The sequence below is a fragment of the Methyloceanibacter sp. wino2 genome, from assembly GCF_003071365.1.
In the GTDB taxonomy this organism is placed as follows: Bacteria; Pseudomonadota; Alphaproteobacteria; order Rhizobiales; family Methyloligellaceae; genus Methyloceanibacter.
This window is the reverse complement of sequence record NZ_CP028960.1, coordinates 2,152,501-2,172,926: the sequence shown is the minus strand read 5'-3', so window position 1 is coordinate 2,172,926 and position 20,426 is coordinate 2,152,501. Positions and strand designations below refer to the sequence as shown.

The following is a 20,426-nucleotide window of genomic DNA, read 5'->3' as shown; positions in this document are numbered from 1 at the left end:
ATGTTGCGCCTTAGTAGACATCGGTCTGATAGCGCCCCGATGCCCGCAGGGTCTCGACATAGGCTTTCGCGTCTTCCAGCGAGAGCTTTCCGTGTTCGGCAACGATGTCGGTTAGTGCTGACTCAACGTCCTTCGCCATGCGTTGGGCGTCGCCGCAAATATAGAAGTGTGCGCCGCGTTCGAGCCACGCGTAGAGCTCCTCGCCCTGCTCCCGCATCTTGTTCTGGACGTAGACCTTTTCCCCGCCGTCGCGCGACCAGGCGAGAGACAGACGGGACAGAGCGCCGGCGTTCTGTAACCCCTCGAGCTCATCCTTGTAGAAGAAGTCGCACGCGCTGCGCTGATGCCCGTAGAAGAGCCAGGCCCCACCATCGGCCTTCGTTGCCAGGCGCTCTTGCAGGAACGCGCGAAACGGCGCGACGCCCGTGCCGGGACCGACCATGATGATGGGGGTCGCGCCGTCGCCCGGAAGGGCAAAGCCGTGCGCCTTCTGGACGTAGACTTTCAGCGCATCGCCCGGCGCGATGCGGGCATCGAGATAGGTCGAGGCGAGCCCCTCGCGCCTACGGTCGCGTAAGATGTAGCGCACTGCATCCACGGTCAGGCTCACCTTGCCCGGCTCGGCCTTGGGCGAAGAGGAGATCGAGTAGAGTCTCGGCTGCAGCGGCTCGAGCGCCTCGATGAACGCTTCCGGATCGGGATGGATACCGGGAAACTTCTGCAATGCCTCCAGCACATCGAGAGTCTCGGCATCGCCATCGGGGTCTTCGCCCTTGGCCAAGGCTTGCGCCTTCCTCCGGCGCTCACCGCCCGTGAGATAAGAAATCAGTTGGAAAAGCTCGTCGGGCGCCGGCGACAACGACGTGTCTTCGATCAAAACATCGCGAAACGTCTTGCCCAAGATGGGAAAGTCGGCCGGCACGCCAATGGCCTCGATGATGGCATCAGCAAGCGCGGGATCGTTGGCGGCGTAGACACCGAGGCTGTCGCCGACGACGTAGTCGAGACCGCTTTCGGAGAGGTCGATGTCGATATGGTTGGTGACCTTCTCCGAGCCTTCGCCGTTGAGCCGCACACGCGACACGAATGTTGCCGCCACAGGATTCTCGCGACTGTGCCCCGGCCGTTGATCGGCGGACTTCGGCACTTTTGCCGCGTCTTTGGCCGCTTGCTCCTCCGGATCGATCACCCCGCCGCCCATCTCTTCGACCAGAGACTTCAGCATGCGCGCGGTGGCCTTTCCGCCAGGAACACACAGATTGAGCCGCGGCTCAGCCTGCTCGGCGATCGAGTTCGAATATTCCTCACAGCTGGATCCGCACTGCCCGCAATCCTGCTGGGCCATGGCCGCCATCATGCGCCGGTTCAGCGGTCGCCCTTCGGCGAGCGCCATGCGCTCATCGATCGGCATTGCCGGGTCGTGCCATGGCGCTTCGCCGTCATCGCCATCCTCTCCCGGGATCGACACGGCGCCGGCGGGCGCGACGCCAACGCCCGGGTCCAGCGACATGAGCCCGGCGAAGAAGCCGTTGAGCCAAGCACGCTGGTCTTCATTGAAGGGCGCCGATTCGGGGATGAGCGGCGTTTGCGGCGTGGGTTGCTGAATGGTCATGCGGCTTGCTGCTCCATCAGCGCGGTGAGCTGATCCGTGTCGAGACGGTTTGCGAACGAGAAAAACTGTTCGTATTTAGCTTGGCGGTTCGCCAGATAGGCGCGCAGAAGCTGCTCGACCTTGCGGGGGCAGTCTTCCTTCTTCACGTCGCGCAGCAGTTCGCGGCCGATCTTGGCATTGCCGCCGGTGCCGCCGCCCACGACCATGTGGAAGCCTTCGACGGTGTCCCCGTCGTCATTCACGGGCACCTGGCAAGCGATCAAGCCGATGTCGCCAATGTAATGCTGCGCGCAGGAATGATGGCAGCCGGTCAGGTGGATGTTCACCGGCTGATCGAGATCGAGTTTTGCTCTCGACATGCGAAGCGATTGCCTCCGCGGTACCTTTCGTGTTGGCCGCGGCGAACTTGCAGCCGGTGTTGCCGGTGCAGGCAACGAGGCCCGCGCGGATCGCTGTTGCCTTGGTCGAGAGGCCCAGCGCGTCGATGCGCGCTATCGCCTCGTCCACCTTTTCATCCGGCACACCGGAAAGAAGCAGGTTCTGCCAAACCGTGAGGCGGATATCGCCGTCGCCGAGATCGCGGGCGATCGCAGCGATGCCCTTCATCTGATCGACCGTGAGCTTGCCAGTTTGCAGGACGAGACCGATCCAATTCAGCCCTTCTTGCTTCTGGCGATGAACGCCGAGATGCGCCATGCGGTCGGCCTCGGCGCGTGGCTTCACATGCGCCGCATCCACGCGGTCGAGCTTGCGGCCGAGCTTCTCCTCGACGGCAGCGAGGAACTTGTCGAAGCCCCAGTCGTCGAGCACGTATTTGAGGCGCGCCTTGTTGCGATTGGTGCGGTCGCCGCTCTCGACGAACACGCGCACGATGGCGTCGGAGACCTTGGTTGCATCGGACGGTGCGAGCACCACGCCGGTGTCTCGAGCGATGTCGTGGTGTCCGGTAATGCCGCCGAGGACCAGCCGGAAGTAAATCCCCGCCGGAACGCTTGCTCCCTCTGTTACCTCTACAGCCGAAAAGCCGATATCATTCGTTTCCTCGAGCGCTGCGACTGTTCCGGCTCCATCGAAAGCCACGTTGAACTTGCGCGGCAGCCCTGTGAGCGAACGGTCGTTCAGGACGTGATAGTGCCAGTGCTTGGCGTAGGACCGCGTGTCCAGCAGCTCCTGCGGATCGATGCCCGCGGTCGGCGTTCCGGTGACGTTGCGGATATTGTCGGCGCCCGAGCCGCGGGACGTCAGGCCGAGCTCTTGAATGCCCTCGACCACGTGAACGGCATTGGCTGCTTCAATCTCTCGGATCTGCAGATTGGCACGCGTGGTGACGTGGGCATAGCCACCGCCGAAATCTTGGGCGATGCGTGCGACACCTTCGAACTGAGCCGCGCTCAGAATGCCGTTCGGAATCCGCAAGCGGCACATATATGAGTTTTGCGCGGGGGCCACGTAGAACAGGCCGTAATAGCGCCAGCGAAAATTGTCCGGCGGCTTCGGGTACTCATTGCGTGCTGCCTGTTCGTTGAGCCGGGCGTAGGCATCGAACGGATGCTCTTCCCGCTTCCACTTCTCAGGGTCGACGAGCTTCTTGCCGGAGGCTTCCGCCTTGTTCTGGGCTTTCAAATGGTCCGCGTCGGGACCTGTTGGTACGCCGCCACCGCCCTCGCCGATGGGCTTCAGGCCCGATGCCGCGCGTTTGGCCTGGAGGCCGGAAACAAGTCCCTCCAGATAGCTTTTCTGTTCGCCGGAAAAGCCTTCGTCCGTCGCCGGTTTCTCTTTCGTCTCCGCGCTCATGCCGCCTCCGCGTTAGCTGTTGCGGGGGCAGCTTCGCTGGCGTCGCAGAAGGCCTTTCCAAAGATCAGAGAACTGCGGATCTCCGACAGAGACGCACCGGATCGCATGAGGTCGAGGTACCAAAGGCCGTCGGCCGTATCTCCGAGCAGCACCGCCCCGGCGAGTTGTCCGTCTCTCAGGACAAGCTTGCGATAACTGCCTTGATCGGGATCGGAGAAGACGATCTGGTCGGTACCGGCGCTGCCCAAATAGTCTCCGGCGGAAAACACGCCAACGCCTGAAACCTTGAGGTTCGTGGCAAGCAGCGATCCGCTATACGCGCCTGCGGCGCCGGTCAGGTGAGCTGCCAGGGCACTGGCCTGTTCATACGCCGGCTCGACCAAGCCATAACAGACGCCGCGATGCTCCGCGCATTCGCCGAGCGCGTACATCCCTTCGGCGCTGGTGCGCATCTGGTCATCGACGACGATGCCACGATCGACGGCAAGGCCCGCGTCCCGCGCGAGCGCCGTACGGGGCGAATGCCGGCGGCCATGACGATAAGATCCGCCGGGAGTAGCGTACCGTCCGCAAGTCGAAGCCGTTCGACGCGTCCGGCGCCTTCAATGGCCACGCTCTGGGCCTCGAGCAGAACTTCAATGCCGAGCTCTTCAAGCGCGTCAGTCAGCATTGCCGCGCCGGGCCCATCGAGCTGCCGCTCCATCAGGCGGTCGGCAAGATGGACCACCGTGACGTCGGCGCCCGCCTTGACGAGCCCATAGGCGGCCTCAAGCCCCAAGAGCCCCCCGCCGATGACAACCGCCCGGCGCTTCGCCCCCGCCTTGGCGAGCATCGACGTCACGTCGTCATGGGTCCGGAACGTCACGACGCCGGGCAGATCGGCACCGGGGAGCGGGAGTTGGACAGGCTCCGAACCCGTCGCGAGAACAAGCGCGTCATACGGGATCGCAGGTCCGGGCTCGATGCGGACGAGCCGCTCCCCGATGTCAATGGCTGTGGCGCGCGCGCCACCCAAGAGCGTCACGCCGCGCTCGTCCCACCAAGTGCGCGGCTTGAGGTCGAGGTCGGACCCCTCAACCTCGCGCGCCAAAAGCGACGACAACAGCACGCGGTTGTAGGGAAGCCGCTGCTCCTCGCCGATCACGGTGATCGCGTAACGGGTCGGCGCGCGCGCCGTCACCTCGTCGACAAGACGCGTCGCGGCCATTCCGCCGCCGACTATGACGAGCCGACCTTTCACGCGGCGGCCTCGAGCGTCTTGTTGCCAGCCGGCGCGATTTCGCTTTCGTCGTTGGAATCGGCGCCTTCCGTCTCCGACTTACTCACCGCACCGTGCTCGTACTCGTCCAGGAAACCGAGCACGGCCTCGCGGTATTCGTAGTAGCGGGGATGCTCGAGAAGCGCCTTGCGGGTGCGCGGCCGCGGAATATCGATGTCGACGATCCGTCCGACTCGCGCATGAGGACCGTTGGTCATCATGACAACCCGGTCGGCGAGCAAGATGGCTTCGTCCACGTCGTGGGTCACGCAGACGGCCGTCACTGACGTGCGCGTCCACACTTCCATCAAGACTTCCTGCAAGGCCCAGCGCGTCAGGCTGTCGAGCATGCCGAAGGGCTCATCGAGCAGGAGAAGCTTCGGCGACAAGGCAAAGGCGCGGGCCAGCCCGACGCGCTGCTTCATGCCGTTGGAGAGCTCTGCTGCGTTCTTTTGCATCGCGTCGCCGAGACCAACGCGCTCCAGGTAGTAGTGCACGACGTCCTGGCGTTCGGCTCGCGTGGCGTCGGGGTAGACCCGGTCCACACCTAGGGCGACGTTCTGCTCGGCTGTGAGCCACGGCACCAGGGATGGCGCCTGGAACACAACGGCCCGGTCGGGCCCAGCCTCATGCACTTGGCGATTGTCGAGAAAGATGCCGCCTTGGGTGACGTCTTGAAGACCGGCCGCCATGGACAGAACCGTGGACTTGCCGCAACCAGAATGACCAATGAGCGAGATGAATTCGCCCTTCTTCATCTTGAGATCGAAACCGTCAACCACGGTCAGCGGCCCGTTCGGCGTCGCGAAAGTTTTCGAGATCTGGCTGAAATCGAGATAGCGGTCTTCGCGCATGGTTTCGGCGGCGGCTTTCGCATAGGCCGCCGGAAGCGCCTCGTCGGGCTGCGCCTCTTCGCTCGCGTGGAACGGCACGACGTTGGGCAGCGCAATACCGCTCTCGCCCGCGCTCTTCCGCAGCTCGCCCGCCTCCATCAGATAGGCCGTGATGTCGGAGCGCAAACGATGGAAGGTCTCGTCGTGGTTCAATGCCACGCGATCGCGCGGACGTGCGATATCGACTGTGTAATCCGGTCCGAGCGTACCATCCGGATTAAGCGGCACGATGCGGTCAGCTAAGATGATGGCCTCGTCCACATCGTTGGTGATCAAGACGAACGTCGCCTTGGTCTTGGCGCGGATTTCCGCGAACTCGTCCTGCAACTTCGCCCGCGTCAGCGCATCGAGCGCCGAAAGAGGCTCATCGAGGAGCAAGACCTCCGGCTGCATCGCAAGCGCGCGGGCGACCGATACGCGCTGCCGCATGCCGCCCGACAATTCGGCAGGACGGCGATCGCGCGCATGGGTGAGCCCAACCATGCTCATATAGGTATCGGTCAGTTCCTTGCACTCCGACTTGGAGGCGGACGCATGAACCGCGCCAACAGCAAGGCCGATATTTTCCTCGACCGTGAGCCAGGGCATGAGCGCGTAGCTTTGGAAAGCAACGCCGCGCTCCGGCCCTGGCCCATCGACCGCTTCCCCCTTGAACAAGACCTTGCCCTTGTCGGCGGCCTTCAGGCCGGCGAGCAGCGAGATCAACGTGGTCTTGCCTGTCCCGGAGAACCCGAGGATCGCGAGGAACTCGCCGTCCTCGATCGCCAGGTCCAGGTCCTTGAGCACTTCCGTACGGTTGGCACCGGTGCCGTAGCCCGCATGAACGCCCTTGAGTTCGAGTATCGACATGGGTCGCGCTCCTACCGGCTCGGGCTATGGGTGATGGCTGTCTGCAAAGCGACCATCACGCGGTCGAGCAGGAAGCCGATGATGCCGATGGTCAGGACGGCGACCATGATGCGGGCGAGCGAGTCGGAGGATCCGTTCTGGAACTCGTCCCAGACGAACTTTCCAAGACCCGGATTCTGCGCCAGCATTTCCGCGGCGATGAGCACCATCCAGCCGACGCCGAGTGACAGGCGCAAACCGGTAAAGATGTATGGCAGCGCCGACGGCAGCACGACCTTGAACACCTTCGTGTGCCAGGGCAGCTTCAGGACGCGTCCGACATTGACGAGATCCCGGTCAATCGAGGCGACGCCGATCGCCGTGTTGATGAGCGTCGGCCAGAGCGAGCACAGCGTCACCGTCACGGCGGACGTGACGAAGCTCTTCGGGAAACCCGCGATCTCTTCGACGTAGACCGCCGACACAACCATGGTCACGATCGGCAGCCAGGCCAAGGGCGAGACGGGCTTGAATATCTGCACAATGGGATTGAGCGCCGCGTTGAACGTGCTCGAGAGGCCGCAGAGCACGCCAAGCGGAATGGCGATCAGGCTGGCCAGCAGGAAGCCCGTGAACACCGTCAGCAGCGACGTGAAGATCTGATCGATGAAGGTAGGACGGCCGATATAGCTGCGCCATTTCACCGTCGCATCGGGAGCCTTGGCGAGCTTGGCCGCATTGCGCTTCTCCTGGCGCTCGTAATAGGCCGCCTCCTTGTCGCGCTCCGACAGGTGGTCCTGCCACAGGACGCCGGCCTGTTCGGCGACGGCGACGGGACCTGGAATGGCGCCGAGCGAGGTCACGACCCGCGGGGCGAGCGCGGCCCACAGGCCGAGAAAAATGCCGATGGCGATCAACGGTACGAGCAGGCTGTGCCAAATCGACTTGATCTGCTGCTGCGGCCGGTCGCCCACGCAAAGCCGTGCGATCGGAACGGCCCAGCCGAGGCCGAGCGGCGTCAGCGCGCGATCGGCCCGCTCGAAGGTTGGAGCTAACCTTTCCTTCAGCGGCGGCTGCGGCGGGATGCCGGCGTCATCTGCGATGCTCATCGTGTGCTGTCCTCTTGTCCAAAAAATCGATTGGGCGCCGGGCGAACGGAGGGCATCAACCGCCCACCACGCCCGTGCCTGCGACGGTCTGCTTGTCTTTCAAGCCGATCGGGAATTTTGACAGGTAGTCGTTCGGCTTCTTGCCGTCGTACTCGATGCCGTCGATGAACTCCGCCGTCGGCGCTTTGAAGCCGTCCGTGTCGAAGGGAAAGTCTTCCTTCTCCGCGTAGCCGTCTTCGATCAGGGCTTCGGCCGCCTGCATGTAGATGTCCGGCCGGTAGACCTTCTTCGCGGTCTCGAAGTACCAGTCGTCCGACTTGGAGTTCTCGATCTGGCCCCAGCGGCGCATCTGGGTCAGGTACCAGACCGCGTCGGAGTAATAGGGGTAGGTCGCAAAGTGCTTGAAGAAGACGTTGAAGTCGGGCGCGGGACGCTTGTCCCCCTTCTCGTATTCGAAGGAACCCGTCATGGAGTTCGCGATCACTTCCTCGTCGGCGCCCACATATTCCGAGCGCGACAGGATCTCGACCGCTTCTTCACGATTGGCCGGATCGTCCAGCCATTGGCCGGCGCGGATCAGCGCCTTCACAACGGCGAGGTGCGTGTTGGGATTTTCTTCAGCCCACTTCTCGGTGACACCGAAAACCTTCTCCGGGTTGTACTTCCAGATTCCGTGGTCGGTGATTACGGGAACGCCGATGCCCTTGAATACGGCCGCCTGATTCCAGGGCTCGCCGACGCAGTAGCCAAGGATCGTACCGGCCTCCATCGTCGCCGGCATTTGCGGCGGTGGCGTCACCGACAGCAGCACATCGGCATCGACCTGGCCGGCGGTGTTGTCCGGCGAATAGAAGCCCGGCTTGAGGCCGCCCGCGGCGAGCCAATAGCGAAGCTCGTAGTTGTGCGTCGAGACCGGGAACACCATGCCCATGTTGAAGGGCTTGCCGTCCGCCTTGTAACGCTCGACGACAGGCTTCAACGCGGCGGCAGAAATGGGATGTTTCGGCTTGCCGTCTTCGCCCTTCTCGATGTGCTCCTTCATCTGCTCGAAGACATCGTTGGAGACGGTGATAGCGTTACCGTTGAGATCCATGGAGAAGGCGGTGACGACATCGGCTTGCGTGCCGTAGCCGATGGTGGCGCCAAGTGGCTGACCCGCCAGCATGTGGGCGCCGTCAAGTTCGCCGGTGATCACCCGGTCAAGCAGAACCTTCCAATTGGCCTGAGCTTCGAGCTCAACCTGGAGGCCTTCGTCCTCGAAGAAGAACTTCTCCTTGGCGATGGCGAGCGGCGCCATATCCGTCAGCTTGATGAAGCCGAATTTCAAAACGTCCTTCTCGGGCTCGGCCGCGGCGCCATGGTCGAGCGTCAGCCCATACGCCACAGCAAGGCTTGCGCAAAACAGAGCCACCGTCCTCCGAATCTTGGTCAAACTCAGCATTGTCATCTCCCAGTTCGCCTTTCAGGCGCGCAAAACAAAAAACGCTGCATCGAGAAACCGACTGCGGACGCAGTTGGCTTTCGAGGCAGCGTTGCCTGGTGCGGCCCGCCTTTGGACCGCGAATGAATTGTTAGGAAGGGTCGTTCCTTCGCTCGGGCTTAAACTATCAAGATGCGTGCCAACGTTCCCACGGCCTTACTTACGACGCAAAATCAATGACTTGCGCTCGTTTGAGGTCCAAAGCCTTTTCGGCGGGCTGCATAACCCTTGTGCACTGCGTGCAGGCAAATGCTGGCGAGAACGGCAATTCCGCGCACGCTGATCTCAGAGATTGTGCTCGGCGAAGGCCTCAAGATCGGCCCCGGCAGTCCGGATCGGAAGCGCTTTCAGCAAGCCGATCACATCCTCAGGGTCGAAGTGCGCGTCGCCGAAAAAACCGCCGTCTTGCCCTTCGGGCTTGCAGTCGCGATCGGGGATTTCGATGCCCGACCCGGCGAGCGCGGCCCGATAGACGTCGGGCCGGTAGACGCGCTCCGCCAGGGCCAGAATGTCGAACGGATCGCGTACCTGTCCCCAACGGATCATCTGCATGATGATCCACACCGCATGGGATCGCCACGGGAAGTTCGCGGTGTAGCGGTTGAACACCACACAATCGGGGTCGGCGATATCGGGTGTTTCTCCACCGAGCTTTAGGTGTCCGGTCAAAGGCTGCTCCAAAATGTGCTCGGATACCCCGACATAATGAGGCGCAGCTAAGATCTTTGCAGCCTCTACCCGGTTGTCCGGCTCGTCGAGCCACGCACAAGCGGCAGCTAGCGCCCGCATGGCATCGCTCAGCAGCGCGGCATTACCCTCCGCCCATTCTTCGCGGACGCCGAGAACCTTCTCGGGACTCAGCGGCCAAATCTGATTCTTGGTTGCGACGATAACGCCTTGGCCATCCTCGACAGCGACGCTGTTCCATGGCTGGCCGACGCAGAAGCCATCAACACGGCCTGCCTTCAATTGCTCGGCGATCAACGGAGGCGGCACGACCACAAGATTGATGTCGTTGTCCGGATCGATCCCGGCGGCAGCGAGCCAAGCCCGAAGATCATAGTTATGGCATGAAAATGGGTAGACCATGCCGAAGGTCAGCGGTGTGCCTCCTTCTGCATTTCGCACGCGAACGACCTGGGCTAGCGCCTTCGCCGGTGCCATGCCGCCCGCTCGCGCCGACTGCTCGTCGGCTCGGCACATCTCATCGAAGAGGCTCTTGGATACCGTGATGGCATTGCCATTGAGGCTCAGCGACATCGGCGCAATGACAGGCTCTGTGGCGCGCCCGAGACCGAGCGTCGCAGCAATCGGCATGGGCGCCAGCATGTGAGCGCAGTCGAAGACACCAACGTCGAGCTTGTCACGGATGTTGGCCCAGGACACTTCGCGATGAAGCTGGAATGAAAAACCGAACTGCTGGTCGAAACCGCACTCACGGGCAATGACGAGCGGTGCGCAATCGAGCAATGGGATGAATCCCGCGTGGAGCACGCGCTCATGTCGTCTGATCGGTTTCGGTTCGTGCATCCCTTGCGTCCTAGTCCTTTAGCAGCTCGAACGAGCTGACGAGGCCTTCGGCGACGTCCGCGAGGCGTTTGCCCTGACCCATGGCCGTCTTGCGCAGGAGGCCGTACGCCTCGTCTTCGCTCATGCCCCGGCTCTTCATCAAGATGCCCTTGGCCCTGTCGATGACTTTGCGGTCTTTCAGGGCACTCTTTGTCTCTTCCAACTCTGTCCGCAGACGATCAAACGCCTTGAAGCGCGAAACGGTCATCTCAAGGATTGGCCTGACCCGCTCCTTTTTCAGTCCGTCGACAATGTAGGCACTGACGCCGGCATCGATCGCTTCCTCGATCGTCGCCTTGTCGCTCTGTTCCACGAACATGGCGATGGGACGCCGAACGGCGCGGGAGACCTGGAACATCTGCTCGAGTACGTCGCGGCTTGGATTTTCCAGATCAATAAGGATGACGTCCGGATCGAGCTTGTAGATGTGCTCGACAAGATGACTGGCGCTATCGAGCATGGTGACGTCCGAGAAACCGGCCTCTTTCAGGCCGTTTTCCAGTATCGCACGCCGGATGGGCGTCTCGTCGATGACGAGAATCTTGAGCGTGCTGTCGGGACTATCGAAGACGGAGAAGGCCAATGGCGCCGGGGCCCTTATTGTGCATCGCACCATATTCACTCCGGGGCCCCGCGCGCGCAAGCCTTTCGTTTGCGACCGGGCCGGCGCCCTACGTCGGTGGACACAAAGAGAGCCTATCGAGGACTAGGCATGACCGAGAAACAAGGCACCGCCTGTGTTGAGTTAACCCCGGCTATTTGCACAGGGTCATGTCACGCTCGCTTAGGGTCAAAATCGGCCTGGGAACCGGCAGGCAGGCACGTCTGGTTCGTGCCATAAGCGGGCATTGAGGATCAAACGCGGAGCGGCTAGTCGTCTAGATCCCGTTTCTTCTGGAGATATTCCTCGCGGTCAATCTCTCCACGAGCATAGCGTTCATCGAGCGCATCGCGGCCACTTGAGCGCCGCCCCCCGGAGGCCCCTCCAGTCCGCCTCCATCCGAATCTAGCGAAGCTCTATCGAAAGAAAGTGGAGCAATTGCAGGGGGCCCTCCAAGAACCTGAGATTCGGGATGAAGCCATTCAGGCACTACGGGGTCTCCTCAACAGCGTCACCGCTACCCCTACCAAGGGCGGCTTCGACATTGAGATCGTCGGCGAAATTGCCCAGATGATCGAGGTCGGCTTGGAGAAAGGGAAGGCGAAAGAGCCTGTCCTCAATGCGAGAATGACCCGTTCGGTAAAAGTGGTTGCGGGGGTAGGATTTGAACCTACGACCTTCAGGTTATGAGCCTGACGAGCTACCGGGCTGCTCCACCCCGCGTCAATTCAAGTGGCCTTTGGGAACAAAGGGCCGCCCCTAGGCTGCGAGGGCGCCTGGATGGGCCCGCCGCGAAGGGGGAGAACCTATAGAGAGGTTCGAAGATGTTTGAAACCGCTAAACTTACGCGGCCCTATCGGCCTGCGGCGCTGGTCCCTTAATAGGGGATTCACGACAGCTTTGTAAAGCCCGGCGTGCCGCAAGCCTTGCTCCCCGCCAACGGCCTCAGAACGCTGGCCTCAAACCCCCTTGGCCGGTTTGGCCTCGCCCTCCACCGGGACATCCGGGGGCCCTCATCGACCCTTTTTCCCTGCCAGATGAAGTAGATGTTGCGGGAGTAGATGATCAGCCCCGTGGCCTGGCCGATGATGAAGACCGGATCCATACGGTGGATGGCGTAGCTCAACAGCATGAGGCCGCCGAGGAAGCTGAAATACCAAAACGTCTCGGGCACGATGGAGGCGCGCGCGCGCTCGGTGGCGATCCACTGAATCAGGAATCGCATCGAGAACATGAGCTGCGCGAACAGGCCGATTCCAAGCCAAATCAGTTCCGCGGCGGACTTGTCGGCCCACCATTGTGCGAGGCCCTCGAACATGGGCGTTACCCTCTCTGGCTTACAAGTTGAATATGCCGCTCGCCAGTCTTCGCGGCATCGCCGTGGACGTGCTCGGCCACGGGCGGAATATCGGTGCGCTTGCGCAGCCAACTTACGCCGACGAGATCGTAGATACCGATCAGCGCACGGCCCAAATTGGTGTATTTCGAGTGCCCTGCCAGACGCGGGCGATCGTTGACCGGTGCGAAGCTCACCTGATGGCCATAGGTCAAGAAAAAGGCCGGAAGATAGCGGTGCATGCTGGTGAAGAAGGGCAGCGCCAGATAGGCGTCACGGTGATAGACCTTGATGCCGCATCCGGTATCGGGGCAGCCATCGTCCAGGACCTTGTCGCGGAGCCAGTTGGCGAAACGGGAGGCGAAGCGCTTGGAGCCCGTATCCTTGCGCGAGGCCCGTACGCCTCCGACAAGAGCAGGCTCCGAACCCGGCTCGCCGAGCTTCTCGAAAAGTCCAGCGATGTCCGCCGGGTCGTTCTGGCCGTCGCCGTCCATGGTGGCCACCACCGGGAAACGCGCCGCCGTGATCGCCGTGCGCATCGAGGCGCTCTGGCCGGCCCGGCGGCCATGACGCAAATAGCGCAACGTCCCGTGCGCGGGGATCAAAGCTTTGATTTCGGCCGCCGTCGCGTCGTCACTGGCATCGTCGACAACGATCACCTCCCCGAGAATGGGCTCGGGCACGGCGGCGTAGGTCTCCTCGATCAGACGACCAATATTGCCTTGCTCGTTGAACGCAGGAATAACAACGGAGATGCGGACGGCGCCGCCCGGCGCCAAATCGCCTGGCATATGATCCCCTACGGAACGCGAGTGGTGGTCGAAGCGACCATAGTGATGTTCAAGATTGACGTCCAGATGTAGGATGCACCACTCCTGACATAATTCTGTTAAATATTTCAGCCCTCTAGGGGTTGAGACGCTCGCCTAGCCCCTCCAGAGGAAGCCATCTTGTCCGCCCACGAAAAATCGCAAGCGACCGGGCCGTCCGGCGCGCTGTTTGGACCGCCTTTGTCCGACAGGGGCTACGCCCTTCTGACGCTCCTGTGCCTCGGCATTCTGCTGGCTTTCCGGCTGCTGGCGCTCTACGCGTCCAAGATCGATTTCGTCATGGACGAGGCCCAGTACTGGACCTGGTCGCGCGACCTCGACTTCGGCTATTTCTCCAAGCCGCCGTTGATCGCTTGGGTCATCCGGGCCATGGGCGAGACCTGCGGCCTGTCGGAGGCCTGCACGCGGGCCGCCTCCCCAATCCTCTATACGCTCACGTCCGGAGTGCTCTTCGTCATCGCCCGCACGCTCTTCAATGCACGCGTCGGGTTCTGGACGGCCATCGTCTTCGCGACCCTGCCGGGCGTCTCCTACGCCTCCGCGCTGATCACGACCGATGCGCCGCTGATTTTGCTCTGGACACTGATGATGTTCTTCTGGGTCATGCTCGTGAAGCAGAAGAGCATGGGCTACGCCATTCTCTTGGGGCTCGCCATCGGCACGGGTCTGCTGGCCAAGCAGGCCATGATCTACGCGGTGCTGTGCATCGCCTGCCATGCCGTCGTGTCGCGCGAGGCACGCGAGGCGCTCAAGGGCGGCCGCGCGATCGTAGCGGCGCTCATCGCCATCGCGCTGTTTTCGCCGAACATCTTCTGGAATGCCGAACACGGCTGGCCGACGGCCAAGCACACCGGCGACAACATGGGCTGGCGTGCGCCTTATGTGCATCCGCTCGAGCTCTTGGAATTTGTCGGAGCGCAGTTTGCGCTGTTCGGACCGATCCTGTTTGCCGTCCTGGTCCGCGCCGCGATCCGTTATGTCGGCCGCCCGGACGATCCCAACAAGACGCTGCTCCTCAGCTTCTCGCTGCCCATCCTCTTGGCGCTGGTCATCCAGGCCTTGCTGTCGCGCGCGCACGGCAACTGGGCTGCCACCGCTTATCCCGCCGCCACGGTGTTCGTGACGGCGATCCTGATCGAGCATGGGCGCCGCGTGCTGCTGGGGATCTCCATGGCTCTGCATATTCTCGTCGCGGCCGTGATCGGGATTGCCCCGGCGTTCGCGCGGACCTGGGCCCCGTTCGAGCAACTGACTTTCCTGCGATCGTCGATCGCGTGGGAGGAGACGGCGGACGCGGTGCGCAAGCTTCTGTCGGAAGGCCGCTATGGGGCCGTCCTGGCGGACACGCGCGATATGACTGCCGAGCTGCTCTACTACATGCGGGACGTGGACACCCCAATCTATGCTTGGAAGCGCAGGGCAGATCCGCATCACCATTATCAGATGACGCGGCCCTTCGTGGCCGGCGTACCGGAACCCATTCTACTGGTCTCGGTGCACTCCTGCCGGCGCGGCATCATTGGAAAGTTCGACAACGTGACCGAGCTAGCGCCGGTGCAGATTCCATTGGTGCGTGATAAGACGCGGACGCTTCATGCCTGCGTGCTGTCGGGCTACCACGGCGACGGCAAATAGGCGCGCTGGGCAGCGCAACCCGTGCACTAATGATGGCTGTGATCGGCCCCGCCGGCGGCGTCCGCCTCGCCCGGCGCATCGGACGGTCCTGTCCCGGCAGGCACGGAGATCTCGACCGCGCCGGCCTTTTCGAAGTCCAACGTCAGCGGCAGAGAGGCGCCCTTGGCGAGCGCGCCGTCGAGCCCCATGACCATGATGTGGGTGCCGCCAGGCTTGAGGGTCACGGTTTCTCCAGCCGGGATAGCCAGACCATCCCCGAGCGGCCTCATCTTCATGACGCCCTCGTCGGTCATCTCCGTTTCGTGGATCTCGACCCGTGCGGCCTTGGGAGAGCTCGCGCCGCGCAGCACGTCGGCGGCGTCTCCGATATTCTGGATTTTCAGATAGGCTGCCGTAATGCGCCCTTCACCGATCGTCGGACGGACCCAGCCTTGTGACACGGAAATCCCGGTCCCTTGCTCGGCCCAGACGGCCAAGGCGACGAAGAGGAAAGCAGCTAGGGTAAGAGCAAGCGCGAGGACGATTTCTATCCGGTGTCTCGTCGCACGCCCCATCCTCGTCTCCAAATCCGTCATAGATATACAATCTCTAGTAGCTGAAATGAGCCAGAACCAGGGGTGTTCTTCTAAGCCCTTTTTGGCCTGGGGTGTTGTGCCGTGGTGTCACGTGCGGCGCTCCGTCGCTTTGCCAAGCGTCATTGAATCAAGTGCTTGGAGGGCCTGCCCTCTTACCGCAAGACGGGGATTCCAACCGGGAGCGTGAAGGAATCCGTTGAGCGGCGGCGCCTAGTGGCCTAGAAACCCTAGAAAGTCCGAGGCGTCAATATCAGGGCAACTTTTGCTGCTTAGCTTTGGCGCGTACCGGTCTGTCTGGGCCGGAACCGCACCTACCCGACCCCAGCGATTGGGACCGGGCGACGGGGACTTCGCGACAGAGGGGACACCAGACTGGCCATCCGGGGGACATTTTTGGCAGCGGCAAACGCTGTCATTCTAACCGCGCTGTGCCTCAGCGGCTGTACGGGGCGTCCCGTCGGTCTGCCCATGGCCGCAACCACGGACGAGCGCGAGTGCCTCGTCCGCGCCATGTATTTCGAGTCCAACCGTTCGAGCTACGACGGCAGCATGGCCGTCGGAACGGTGGTCATGAACCGAGTAGAGTCCGAACGCTTTCCCAACACGATCTGCGGTGTCGTCGGCCAGCACAAACAGTTCGCGCCGGGCGTTCTGACCAAGCGGATGGATCCCAAGCAGATGAAAGTCGCGGTGTCGGCCAGCGATGCCGTCCTGAAGGGCGGGCGGCACCCGAAAGTGGGACCGGCCATGCACTTTCACGCGGCCAGCTACAAGAATCCCTACCCGGCGAAATACATGACGGTCGCGGGCGGCAACGCCTTCTATCTAAAGCCGGGGCGGCGCTGGCAGCATGAATATACGGGTAGCATTTCGACGGCGAAGGCGAAGCCGGTGGAGAATCTGACCAAGCGTGCCTCCACAATCCTTGCCGGCGCGGCGTCGGTCGTTCCCGGCGCGGCAGCCGCAGGCGTTCCGTGCGAGGGCGCGGCAGACCCGGGCGCCATTTCGCTCGCTTGCGAAACGGAAGCCGCCGGCCGCTAACGACGACATCACTTGCCGCCGCGCCGCAGTTGGTTACCTTGCAGTGGGCAATGAACCCGATCCGAGCCGTATGGTTTGCTGTTGGCGTGACCGCCCTGTGCTTGGGTGGCGTCGGCATTGCATTGCCCCTTTTGCCAACCACTCCATTCGTGCTGCTCGCAGCCTTTGCCTTCGCACGCTCATCCGACCGTTGGCATGCCTGGCTACGCCGTCACGGCATCTTCGGGCCGATAATCAGAGACTGGCGCCGGCACGGGGCCATCGACCGACGCGCCAAAATCATCGGGGTCGCATCGATGGTGGCCGTCCTTGGAATTTCGCTCGTGCTCGGGGTGCGCCCGGTCATCCTGGCCGTTCAGGCCGTTGTCTTGACGGCCGCAGCCGCCTTCGTGCTGTCGAGGCCGGCGCCACCGAAGCGCTGAGGCACAAAAAAGCCGCCGCGAGCGCACCCGCGACGGCTTACGATTCTTCCAGAAGCAAACGCTGCGGCTACTCGCCCTTCAGCGCCTTCTCGAAATATTTGTGGACGACCTTGTCCTGGTTCTCGAGCAGCCAGTCGATCGACGGCTGATAGGTCATGGCCTTGTTGATGGCCTGCCAGGTCGCCTTGCGGTGAATGTCGAACAGGATCTGATGGTCGAGATCCTCGACGTCGACGATGCCCGGATTGAGCCACACCGAAACGATGATGCCGAGCTCGTCCGCCTTGTCCTTCGGGATGTCACCGGAGCGTACCGCGTCGAGCACACCCATGGCCGTCGCGTACTGCACGGTGCCCATGAGGATGTTCGTGTAGCGCGCGTCGTCCACCGTAACCTTGCTCACGCAGATGGTCGGCGGGCGCACCATGACGTCAGTGTTCAACAGCGCGAGCACGCGGCTGTGGCCCTTCACTTGATCTCCAAGGAGATTGGCGAAGGCGCTGCCCATGGGGCCGTCCATCTCGCCGATGGCCACTTCCGGCTCCGCGGCCGTGCCGGGCGGTCCGCCGGCGACAAGGCTCTCGCCCACTCTCATGACAATACGGTCAGACATAATCTGTCGCGTTCCTCGTTTGGTTTGTGGTGATTGCGCGCGGACTATGGCGGGGCGCGCCGCACATCGCAATGCCTACAAGCGAGTACAATGCCGCAGGCATTATCAAACGCCGGGCTACTCGGTCATGTCCACGTAGCAAATGTACTTGTTGGAAACAAAGCCTTGGGGGCCCTCATAAGCACGATCGTCATTGATATCTTTCATCACGAACACGGCCCGCCACCCGCGCTCTGGAGACGGGTCGATCGTCAGCACGAACTGCCCAGGACGCAGCCGTAGTTTCTCCCGACACTTGCTCGACGGGCAACTGCGCAGAGACAGATAATTGTCACCTTTCGGGTCGAGCTTGCAGACCGTGTAGACCTCGCCGTCGTAAGCGAGCGCCGGACCGGCCAGCATCACGGCCGATGCGAGGATCCCGGCAAAGCACGATGCATTTGGAAAGCGTTTCATTCGCGCCCCTCTTGTTCTTGTCAGGAACACAAGCCTACCGCGCCTTGTCCCTCAGGGGTCTGACCTGCGGCAAAAAACAGGCAACAAAAAACCGCCGCTGGGAAACCCAGGCGGCGGTCTTGTTTGACAGGCGCCACAACAGCGGCGCCAACAATCATGAAGAGGAGAATATCTCGATAAAGCTCCAAGAGGCAGCGCCTGCCATAGCGGCGCGCGCTCAGAAGACAACCAACCGTCCTTAGCAAGCCTGGCGACGACCTACTCTCCCAAGTCTTGAGACTTAGTACCATCGGCGCTGGAGCTTTTCACGGACGAGTTCGGGATGGGATCGGGTGTAGGCGCTCCGCCAAAATCACCAGGCCAGCAAAGAACGGTTAGTTATGAAAATCTGGTCTCAACTTACCCGCCCCTTCGACGCACGGTAGCGCGTCGAAAAAGGATGGGTACTGACAATGAAAGCAATCAAGCCGATCGAGCGATTAGTACTGGTTAGCTTCACGCATTGCTGCGCTTCCACATCCAGCCTATCAACGTGGTGGTCTTCCACGGCTCTCAAGGGAGAACTAGTTTCGAGGTGGGCTTCCCGCTTAGATGCTTTCAGCGGTTATCCCTTCCGTACTTAGCTACCCTGCTGTGCCGCTGGCGCGACAACAGGTCCACCAGAGGTACGTCCATCCCGGTCCTCTCGTACTAGGGACAGATCCTCTCAATTCTCCTACACCCACGGCAGATAGGGACCGAACTGTCTCACGACGTTCTAAACCCAGCTCACGTACCACTTTAATCGGCGAACAGCCGAACCCTTGGGACCTGCTCCAGCCCCAGGATGTGATGAGCCGACATCGAGGTGCCAAACGATGCCGTCGATATGGACTCTTGGGCATCATCAGCCTGTTATCCCCGGCGTACCTTTTATCCGTTGAGCGATGGCCCTTCCACACGGGACCACCGGATCACTATGACCGACTTTCGTCTCTGCTCGAACTGTCGCTCTCGCAGTCAAGCGGGCTTATGCCATTGCACTCGTCAGCTGATTTCCGACCAGCTTGAGCCCACCTTCGTACGCCTCCGTTACTCTTTGGGAGGCGACCGCCCCAGTCAAACTACCCACCATACACTGTCCCGGGCCCGGATAACGGGTCGCGGTTAGATATCCATAATTACAAGGGTGGTATTTCAAGGTTGACTCCCCAGGAACTGGCGCCCCTGGTTCAAAGTCTCCCACCTATCCTACACATGCAGTCACGAATACCAGTGTAAAGCTATAGTAAAGGTGCACGGGGTCTTTCCGTCTAACCGCAGGAACCCCGCATCTTCACGGGGAATTCAATTTCACTGAGTCTACGTTGGAGACAGTGGGGAAGTCGTTACGCCATTCGTGCAGGTCGGAACTTACCCGACAAGGAATTTCGCTACCTTAGGACCGTTATAGTTACGGCCGCCGTTTACCGGGGCTTCGATTCAGAGCTTGCACTCCTCCTCTTAACCTTCCGGCACCGGGCAGGCGTCAGACCCTATACGTCGTCTTGCGACTTCGCAGAGCCCTATGTTTTTAATAAACAGTCGCCACCCCCTGGCTTGTGCCCCCTACACCTGGTTGCCCAAGTGCAGGGCCCCCTTCTCCCGAAGTTACGGGGGTATTTTGCCGAGTTCCTTCAACGTAGTTCTCTCAAGCGCCTTGGTATGCTCTACCAGTCCACCTGTGTCGGTTTAGGGTACGGTCTCACGTGGGGGCTATTTCCTGGAACTCCTTCATTGCCCAATCAATCCGATAAGATCAGACAATATACGGAATTCGTCACACACCCACTGGCCCACGAATATTAACGTGGTTCCCATCGACTACGGCTTTCGCCCTCGCCTTAGGGGCCGGCTAACCCTGCGCTGATTAGCATTGCGCAGGAACCCTTGGACTTTCGGCGGAAGTGTCTCTCACACTTCTTGTCGTTACTCATGTCAGCATTCGCTCTTCCGATACCTCCAGAAACTCTCGCGAGTTTCCTTCGCAGGCTTACGGAACGCTCCGCTACCGCGTGCATAGCACACCCGCAGCTTCGGTGAATGGCTTAAGCCCCGTTACATTGTCGGCGCAAGAACCCTTATTTAGACCAGTGAGCTGTTACGCTTTCTTTAAAGGATGGCTGCTTCTAAGCCAACCTCCTGGTTGTTTTGGGATTCTCACATCCTTTCACACTTAGCCATTACTTTGGGACCTTAGCTGGCGGTCAGGGCTGTTTCCCTTTCCACTACGGACCTTAGCACCCGCAGTGTGTCTGCCGGATAGTACTTCTCGGTATTCGGAGTTTGGTTAGGTTTGGTAAGCCGGTGAGGCCCCCTAGCCCATCCAGTGCTCTACCCCCGAGAGTATTCGTCC

Annotated in this window: 15 protein-coding genes, 1 tRNA gene, 2 rRNA genes and 2 pseudogenes (1 of these 20 running past the window's edge); 3 read left to right on the top strand and 17 right to left on the bottom strand. The window is 61.6% G+C overall.

Annotated elements, in window-relative coordinates; genetic code table 11:
- Positions 1 to 10: 10 nt before the first annotated feature.
- From DCY11_RS10165 to DCY11_RS10110, 12 genes and pseudogenes are all read right to left on the bottom strand, one after another.
- Complete coding sequence (locus DCY11_RS10165) at positions 11 to 1,612, bottom strand: sulfite reductase subunit alpha (protein ID WP_108682787.1); 1,602 nt, start codon at positions 1,610 to 1,612, stop codon at positions 11 to 13.
- Positions 1,609 to 3,406, bottom strand: a pseudogene (locus DCY11_RS10160) (NirA family protein). Before DCY11_RS10160 ends, DCY11_RS10165 begins: the two are co-directional and overlap by 4 nt.
- Positions 3,403 to 4,613 (bottom strand): annotated as a pseudogene (locus DCY11_RS10155) (NAD(P)/FAD-dependent oxidoreductase). Before DCY11_RS10155 ends, DCY11_RS10160 begins: the two co-directional pseudogenes overlap by 4 nt.
- Positions 4,614 to 4,642: 29 nt before the next feature.
- Entirely contained in the window at positions 4,643 to 6,406 is a 1,764-nt protein-coding gene (locus DCY11_RS10150) for an ABC transporter ATP-binding protein (protein WP_108682786.1), read from the bottom strand.
- 11 nt (positions 6,407 to 6,417) lie between these two features.
- Entirely contained in the window at positions 6,418 to 7,494 is a 1,077-nt protein-coding gene (locus DCY11_RS10145) for an ABC transporter permease (protein ID WP_108682785.1), read from the bottom strand.
- Positions 7,495 to 7,549: 55 nt separating this feature from the next.
- Positions 7,550 to 8,935 carry a CmpA/NrtA family ABC transporter substrate-binding protein gene (locus DCY11_RS10140; protein ID WP_108683783.1) on the bottom strand — a complete coding sequence of 462 codons (1,386 nt, stop codon included), beginning with the start codon at positions 8,933 to 8,935 and terminating at the stop codon, positions 7,550 to 7,552.
- A gap of 324 nt (positions 8,936 to 9,259) precedes the next feature.
- Complete coding sequence (locus DCY11_RS10135) at positions 9,260 to 10,504, bottom strand: CmpA/NrtA family ABC transporter substrate-binding protein (RefSeq protein WP_108682784.1); 1,245 nt, start codon at positions 10,502 to 10,504, stop codon at positions 9,260 to 9,262.
- Positions 10,505 to 10,514: 10 nt separating this feature from the next.
- Entirely contained in the window at positions 10,515 to 11,159 is a 645-nt protein-coding gene (locus DCY11_RS10130) for an ANTAR domain-containing protein (protein WP_108682783.1), read from the bottom strand.
- A gap of 254 nt (positions 11,160 to 11,413) precedes the next feature.
- On the bottom strand, positions 11,414 to 11,461 hold the full coding sequence (locus tag DCY11_RS15940; protein WP_245409516.1) for a hypothetical protein: 48 nt from the start codon (positions 11,459 to 11,461) through the stop codon (positions 11,414 to 11,416).
- A gap of 329 nt (positions 11,462 to 11,790) precedes the next feature.
- Positions 11,791 to 11,867 (bottom strand) — tRNA-Met (locus DCY11_RS10120).
- A gap of 166 nt (positions 11,868 to 12,033) precedes the next feature.
- A complete protein-coding gene (locus DCY11_RS10115; RefSeq protein WP_108682782.1) occupies positions 12,034 to 12,462 on the bottom strand; it encodes a lipid-A-disaccharide synthase N-terminal domain-containing protein in 429 nt (142 codons plus the stop codon).
- 5 nt (positions 12,463 to 12,467) lie between these two features.
- The gene (locus DCY11_RS10110) at positions 12,468 to 13,271 is read right to left on the bottom strand and encodes a glycosyltransferase family 2 protein (RefSeq protein ID WP_108682781.1); all 804 of its coding nucleotides are present in this window, start codon (positions 13,269 to 13,271) and stop codon (positions 12,468 to 12,470) included.
- A 159-nt stretch (positions 13,272 to 13,430) separates the two neighbouring features.
- Between DCY11_RS10110 and DCY11_RS10105 the strand changes: the two genes are divergently transcribed.
- A complete protein-coding gene (locus DCY11_RS10105; protein ID WP_108682780.1) occupies positions 13,431 to 14,945 on the top strand; it encodes a glycosyltransferase family 39 protein in 1,515 nt (504 codons plus the stop codon).
- 26 nt (positions 14,946 to 14,971) lie between these two features.
- Here the strand turns inward: DCY11_RS10105 and DCY11_RS10100 are convergent, their stop codons facing one another.
- Complete coding sequence (locus DCY11_RS10100; RefSeq protein WP_245409336.1) at positions 14,972 to 15,499, bottom strand: copper chaperone PCu(A)C; 528 nt, start codon at positions 15,497 to 15,499, stop codon at positions 14,972 to 14,974.
- 414 nt (positions 15,500 to 15,913) lie between these two features.
- On the opposite strand from DCY11_RS10100, the gene DCY11_RS10095 reads away from it, so the two are divergent.
- Positions 15,914 to 16,561 carry a cell wall hydrolase gene (locus tag DCY11_RS10095; RefSeq protein WP_245409335.1) on the top strand — a complete coding sequence of 216 codons (648 nt, stop codon included), beginning with the start codon at positions 15,914 to 15,916 and terminating at the stop codon, positions 16,559 to 16,561.
- A 50-nt stretch (positions 16,562 to 16,611) separates the two neighbouring features.
- Positions 16,612 to 16,983: a YbaN family protein gene (locus DCY11_RS10090; protein WP_208430442.1), complete on the top strand. Its 372-nt coding sequence runs from the start codon at positions 16,612 to 16,614 to the stop codon at positions 16,981 to 16,983.
- Positions 16,984 to 17,050: 67 nt separating this feature from the next.
- On the opposite strand, the gene DCY11_RS10085 is transcribed toward DCY11_RS10090, so the two are convergent.
- The 4 genes from DCY11_RS10085 to DCY11_RS10070 form a co-directional block, all read right to left on the bottom strand.
- Positions 17,051 to 17,596 (bottom strand): formaldehyde-activating enzyme, encoded by a 546-nt coding sequence (locus DCY11_RS10085; protein WP_045368946.1) that lies wholly within the window; start codon positions 17,594 to 17,596, stop codon positions 17,051 to 17,053.
- A 117-nt stretch (positions 17,597 to 17,713) separates the two neighbouring features.
- Positions 17,714 to 18,052: a hypothetical protein gene (locus DCY11_RS10080; RefSeq protein ID WP_108682777.1), complete on the bottom strand. Its 339-nt coding sequence runs from the start codon at positions 18,050 to 18,052 to the stop codon at positions 17,714 to 17,716.
- 245 nt (positions 18,053 to 18,297) lie between these two features.
- Positions 18,298 to 18,412: ribosomal RNA gene (gene rrf, locus DCY11_RS10075) — 5S ribosomal RNA — on the bottom strand.
- 98 nt (positions 18,413 to 18,510) lie between these two features.
- Positions 18,511 to 20,426 (bottom strand): 23S ribosomal RNA (locus tag DCY11_RS10070); it runs 821 nt beyond the window's last position.

What these genes read in the sequence shown, in the direction of transcription:
- DCY11_RS10165 (WP_108682787.1), bottom strand. Translation starts at nt 1,612, where the DNA reads ATGACCATTCAGCAACCCACGCCGCAAACGCCGCTCATCCCCGAATCG.
- DCY11_RS10150 (WP_108682786.1), bottom strand. Translation starts at nt 6,406, where the DNA reads ATGTCGATACTCGAACTCAAGGGCGTTCATGCGGGCTACGGCACCGGT.
- DCY11_RS10145 (WP_108682785.1), bottom strand. Translation starts at nt 7,494, where the DNA reads ATGAGCATCGCAGATGACGCCGGCATCCCGCCGCAGCCGCCGCTGAAG.
- DCY11_RS10140 (WP_108683783.1), bottom strand. Translation starts at nt 8,935, where the DNA reads ATGCTGAGTTTGACCAAGATTCGGAGGACGGTGGCTCTGTTTTGCGCA.
- DCY11_RS10135 (WP_108682784.1), bottom strand. Translation starts at nt 10,504, where the DNA reads ATGCACGAACCGAAACCGATCAGACGACATGAGCGCGTGCTCCACGCG.
- DCY11_RS10130 (WP_108682783.1), bottom strand. Translation starts at nt 11,159, where the DNA reads ATGGTGCGATGCACAATAAGGGCCCCGGCGCCATTGGCCTTCTCCGTC.
- DCY11_RS10115 (WP_108682782.1), bottom strand. Translation starts at nt 12,462, where the DNA reads ATGTTCGAGGGCCTCGCACAATGGTGGGCCGACAAGTCCGCCGCGGAA.
- DCY11_RS10110 (WP_108682781.1), bottom strand. Translation starts at nt 13,271, where the DNA reads ATGCCAGGCGATTTGGCGCCGGGCGGCGCCGTCCGCATCTCCGTTGTT.
- DCY11_RS10100 (WP_245409336.1), bottom strand. Translation starts at nt 15,499, where the DNA reads ATGGGGCGTGCGACGAGACACCGGATAGAAATCGTCCTCGCGCTTGCT.
- DCY11_RS10090 (WP_208430442.1), top strand. Translation starts at nt 16,612, where the DNA reads ATGAACCCGATCCGAGCCGTATGGTTTGCTGTTGGCGTGACCGCCCTG.
- DCY11_RS10085 (WP_045368946.1), bottom strand. Translation starts at nt 17,596, where the DNA reads ATGTCTGACCGTATTGTCATGAGAGTGGGCGAGAGCCTTGTCGCCGGC.
- DCY11_RS10080 (WP_108682777.1), bottom strand. Translation starts at nt 18,052, where the DNA reads ATGAAACGCTTTCCAAATGCATCGTGCTTTGCCGGGATCCTCGCATCG.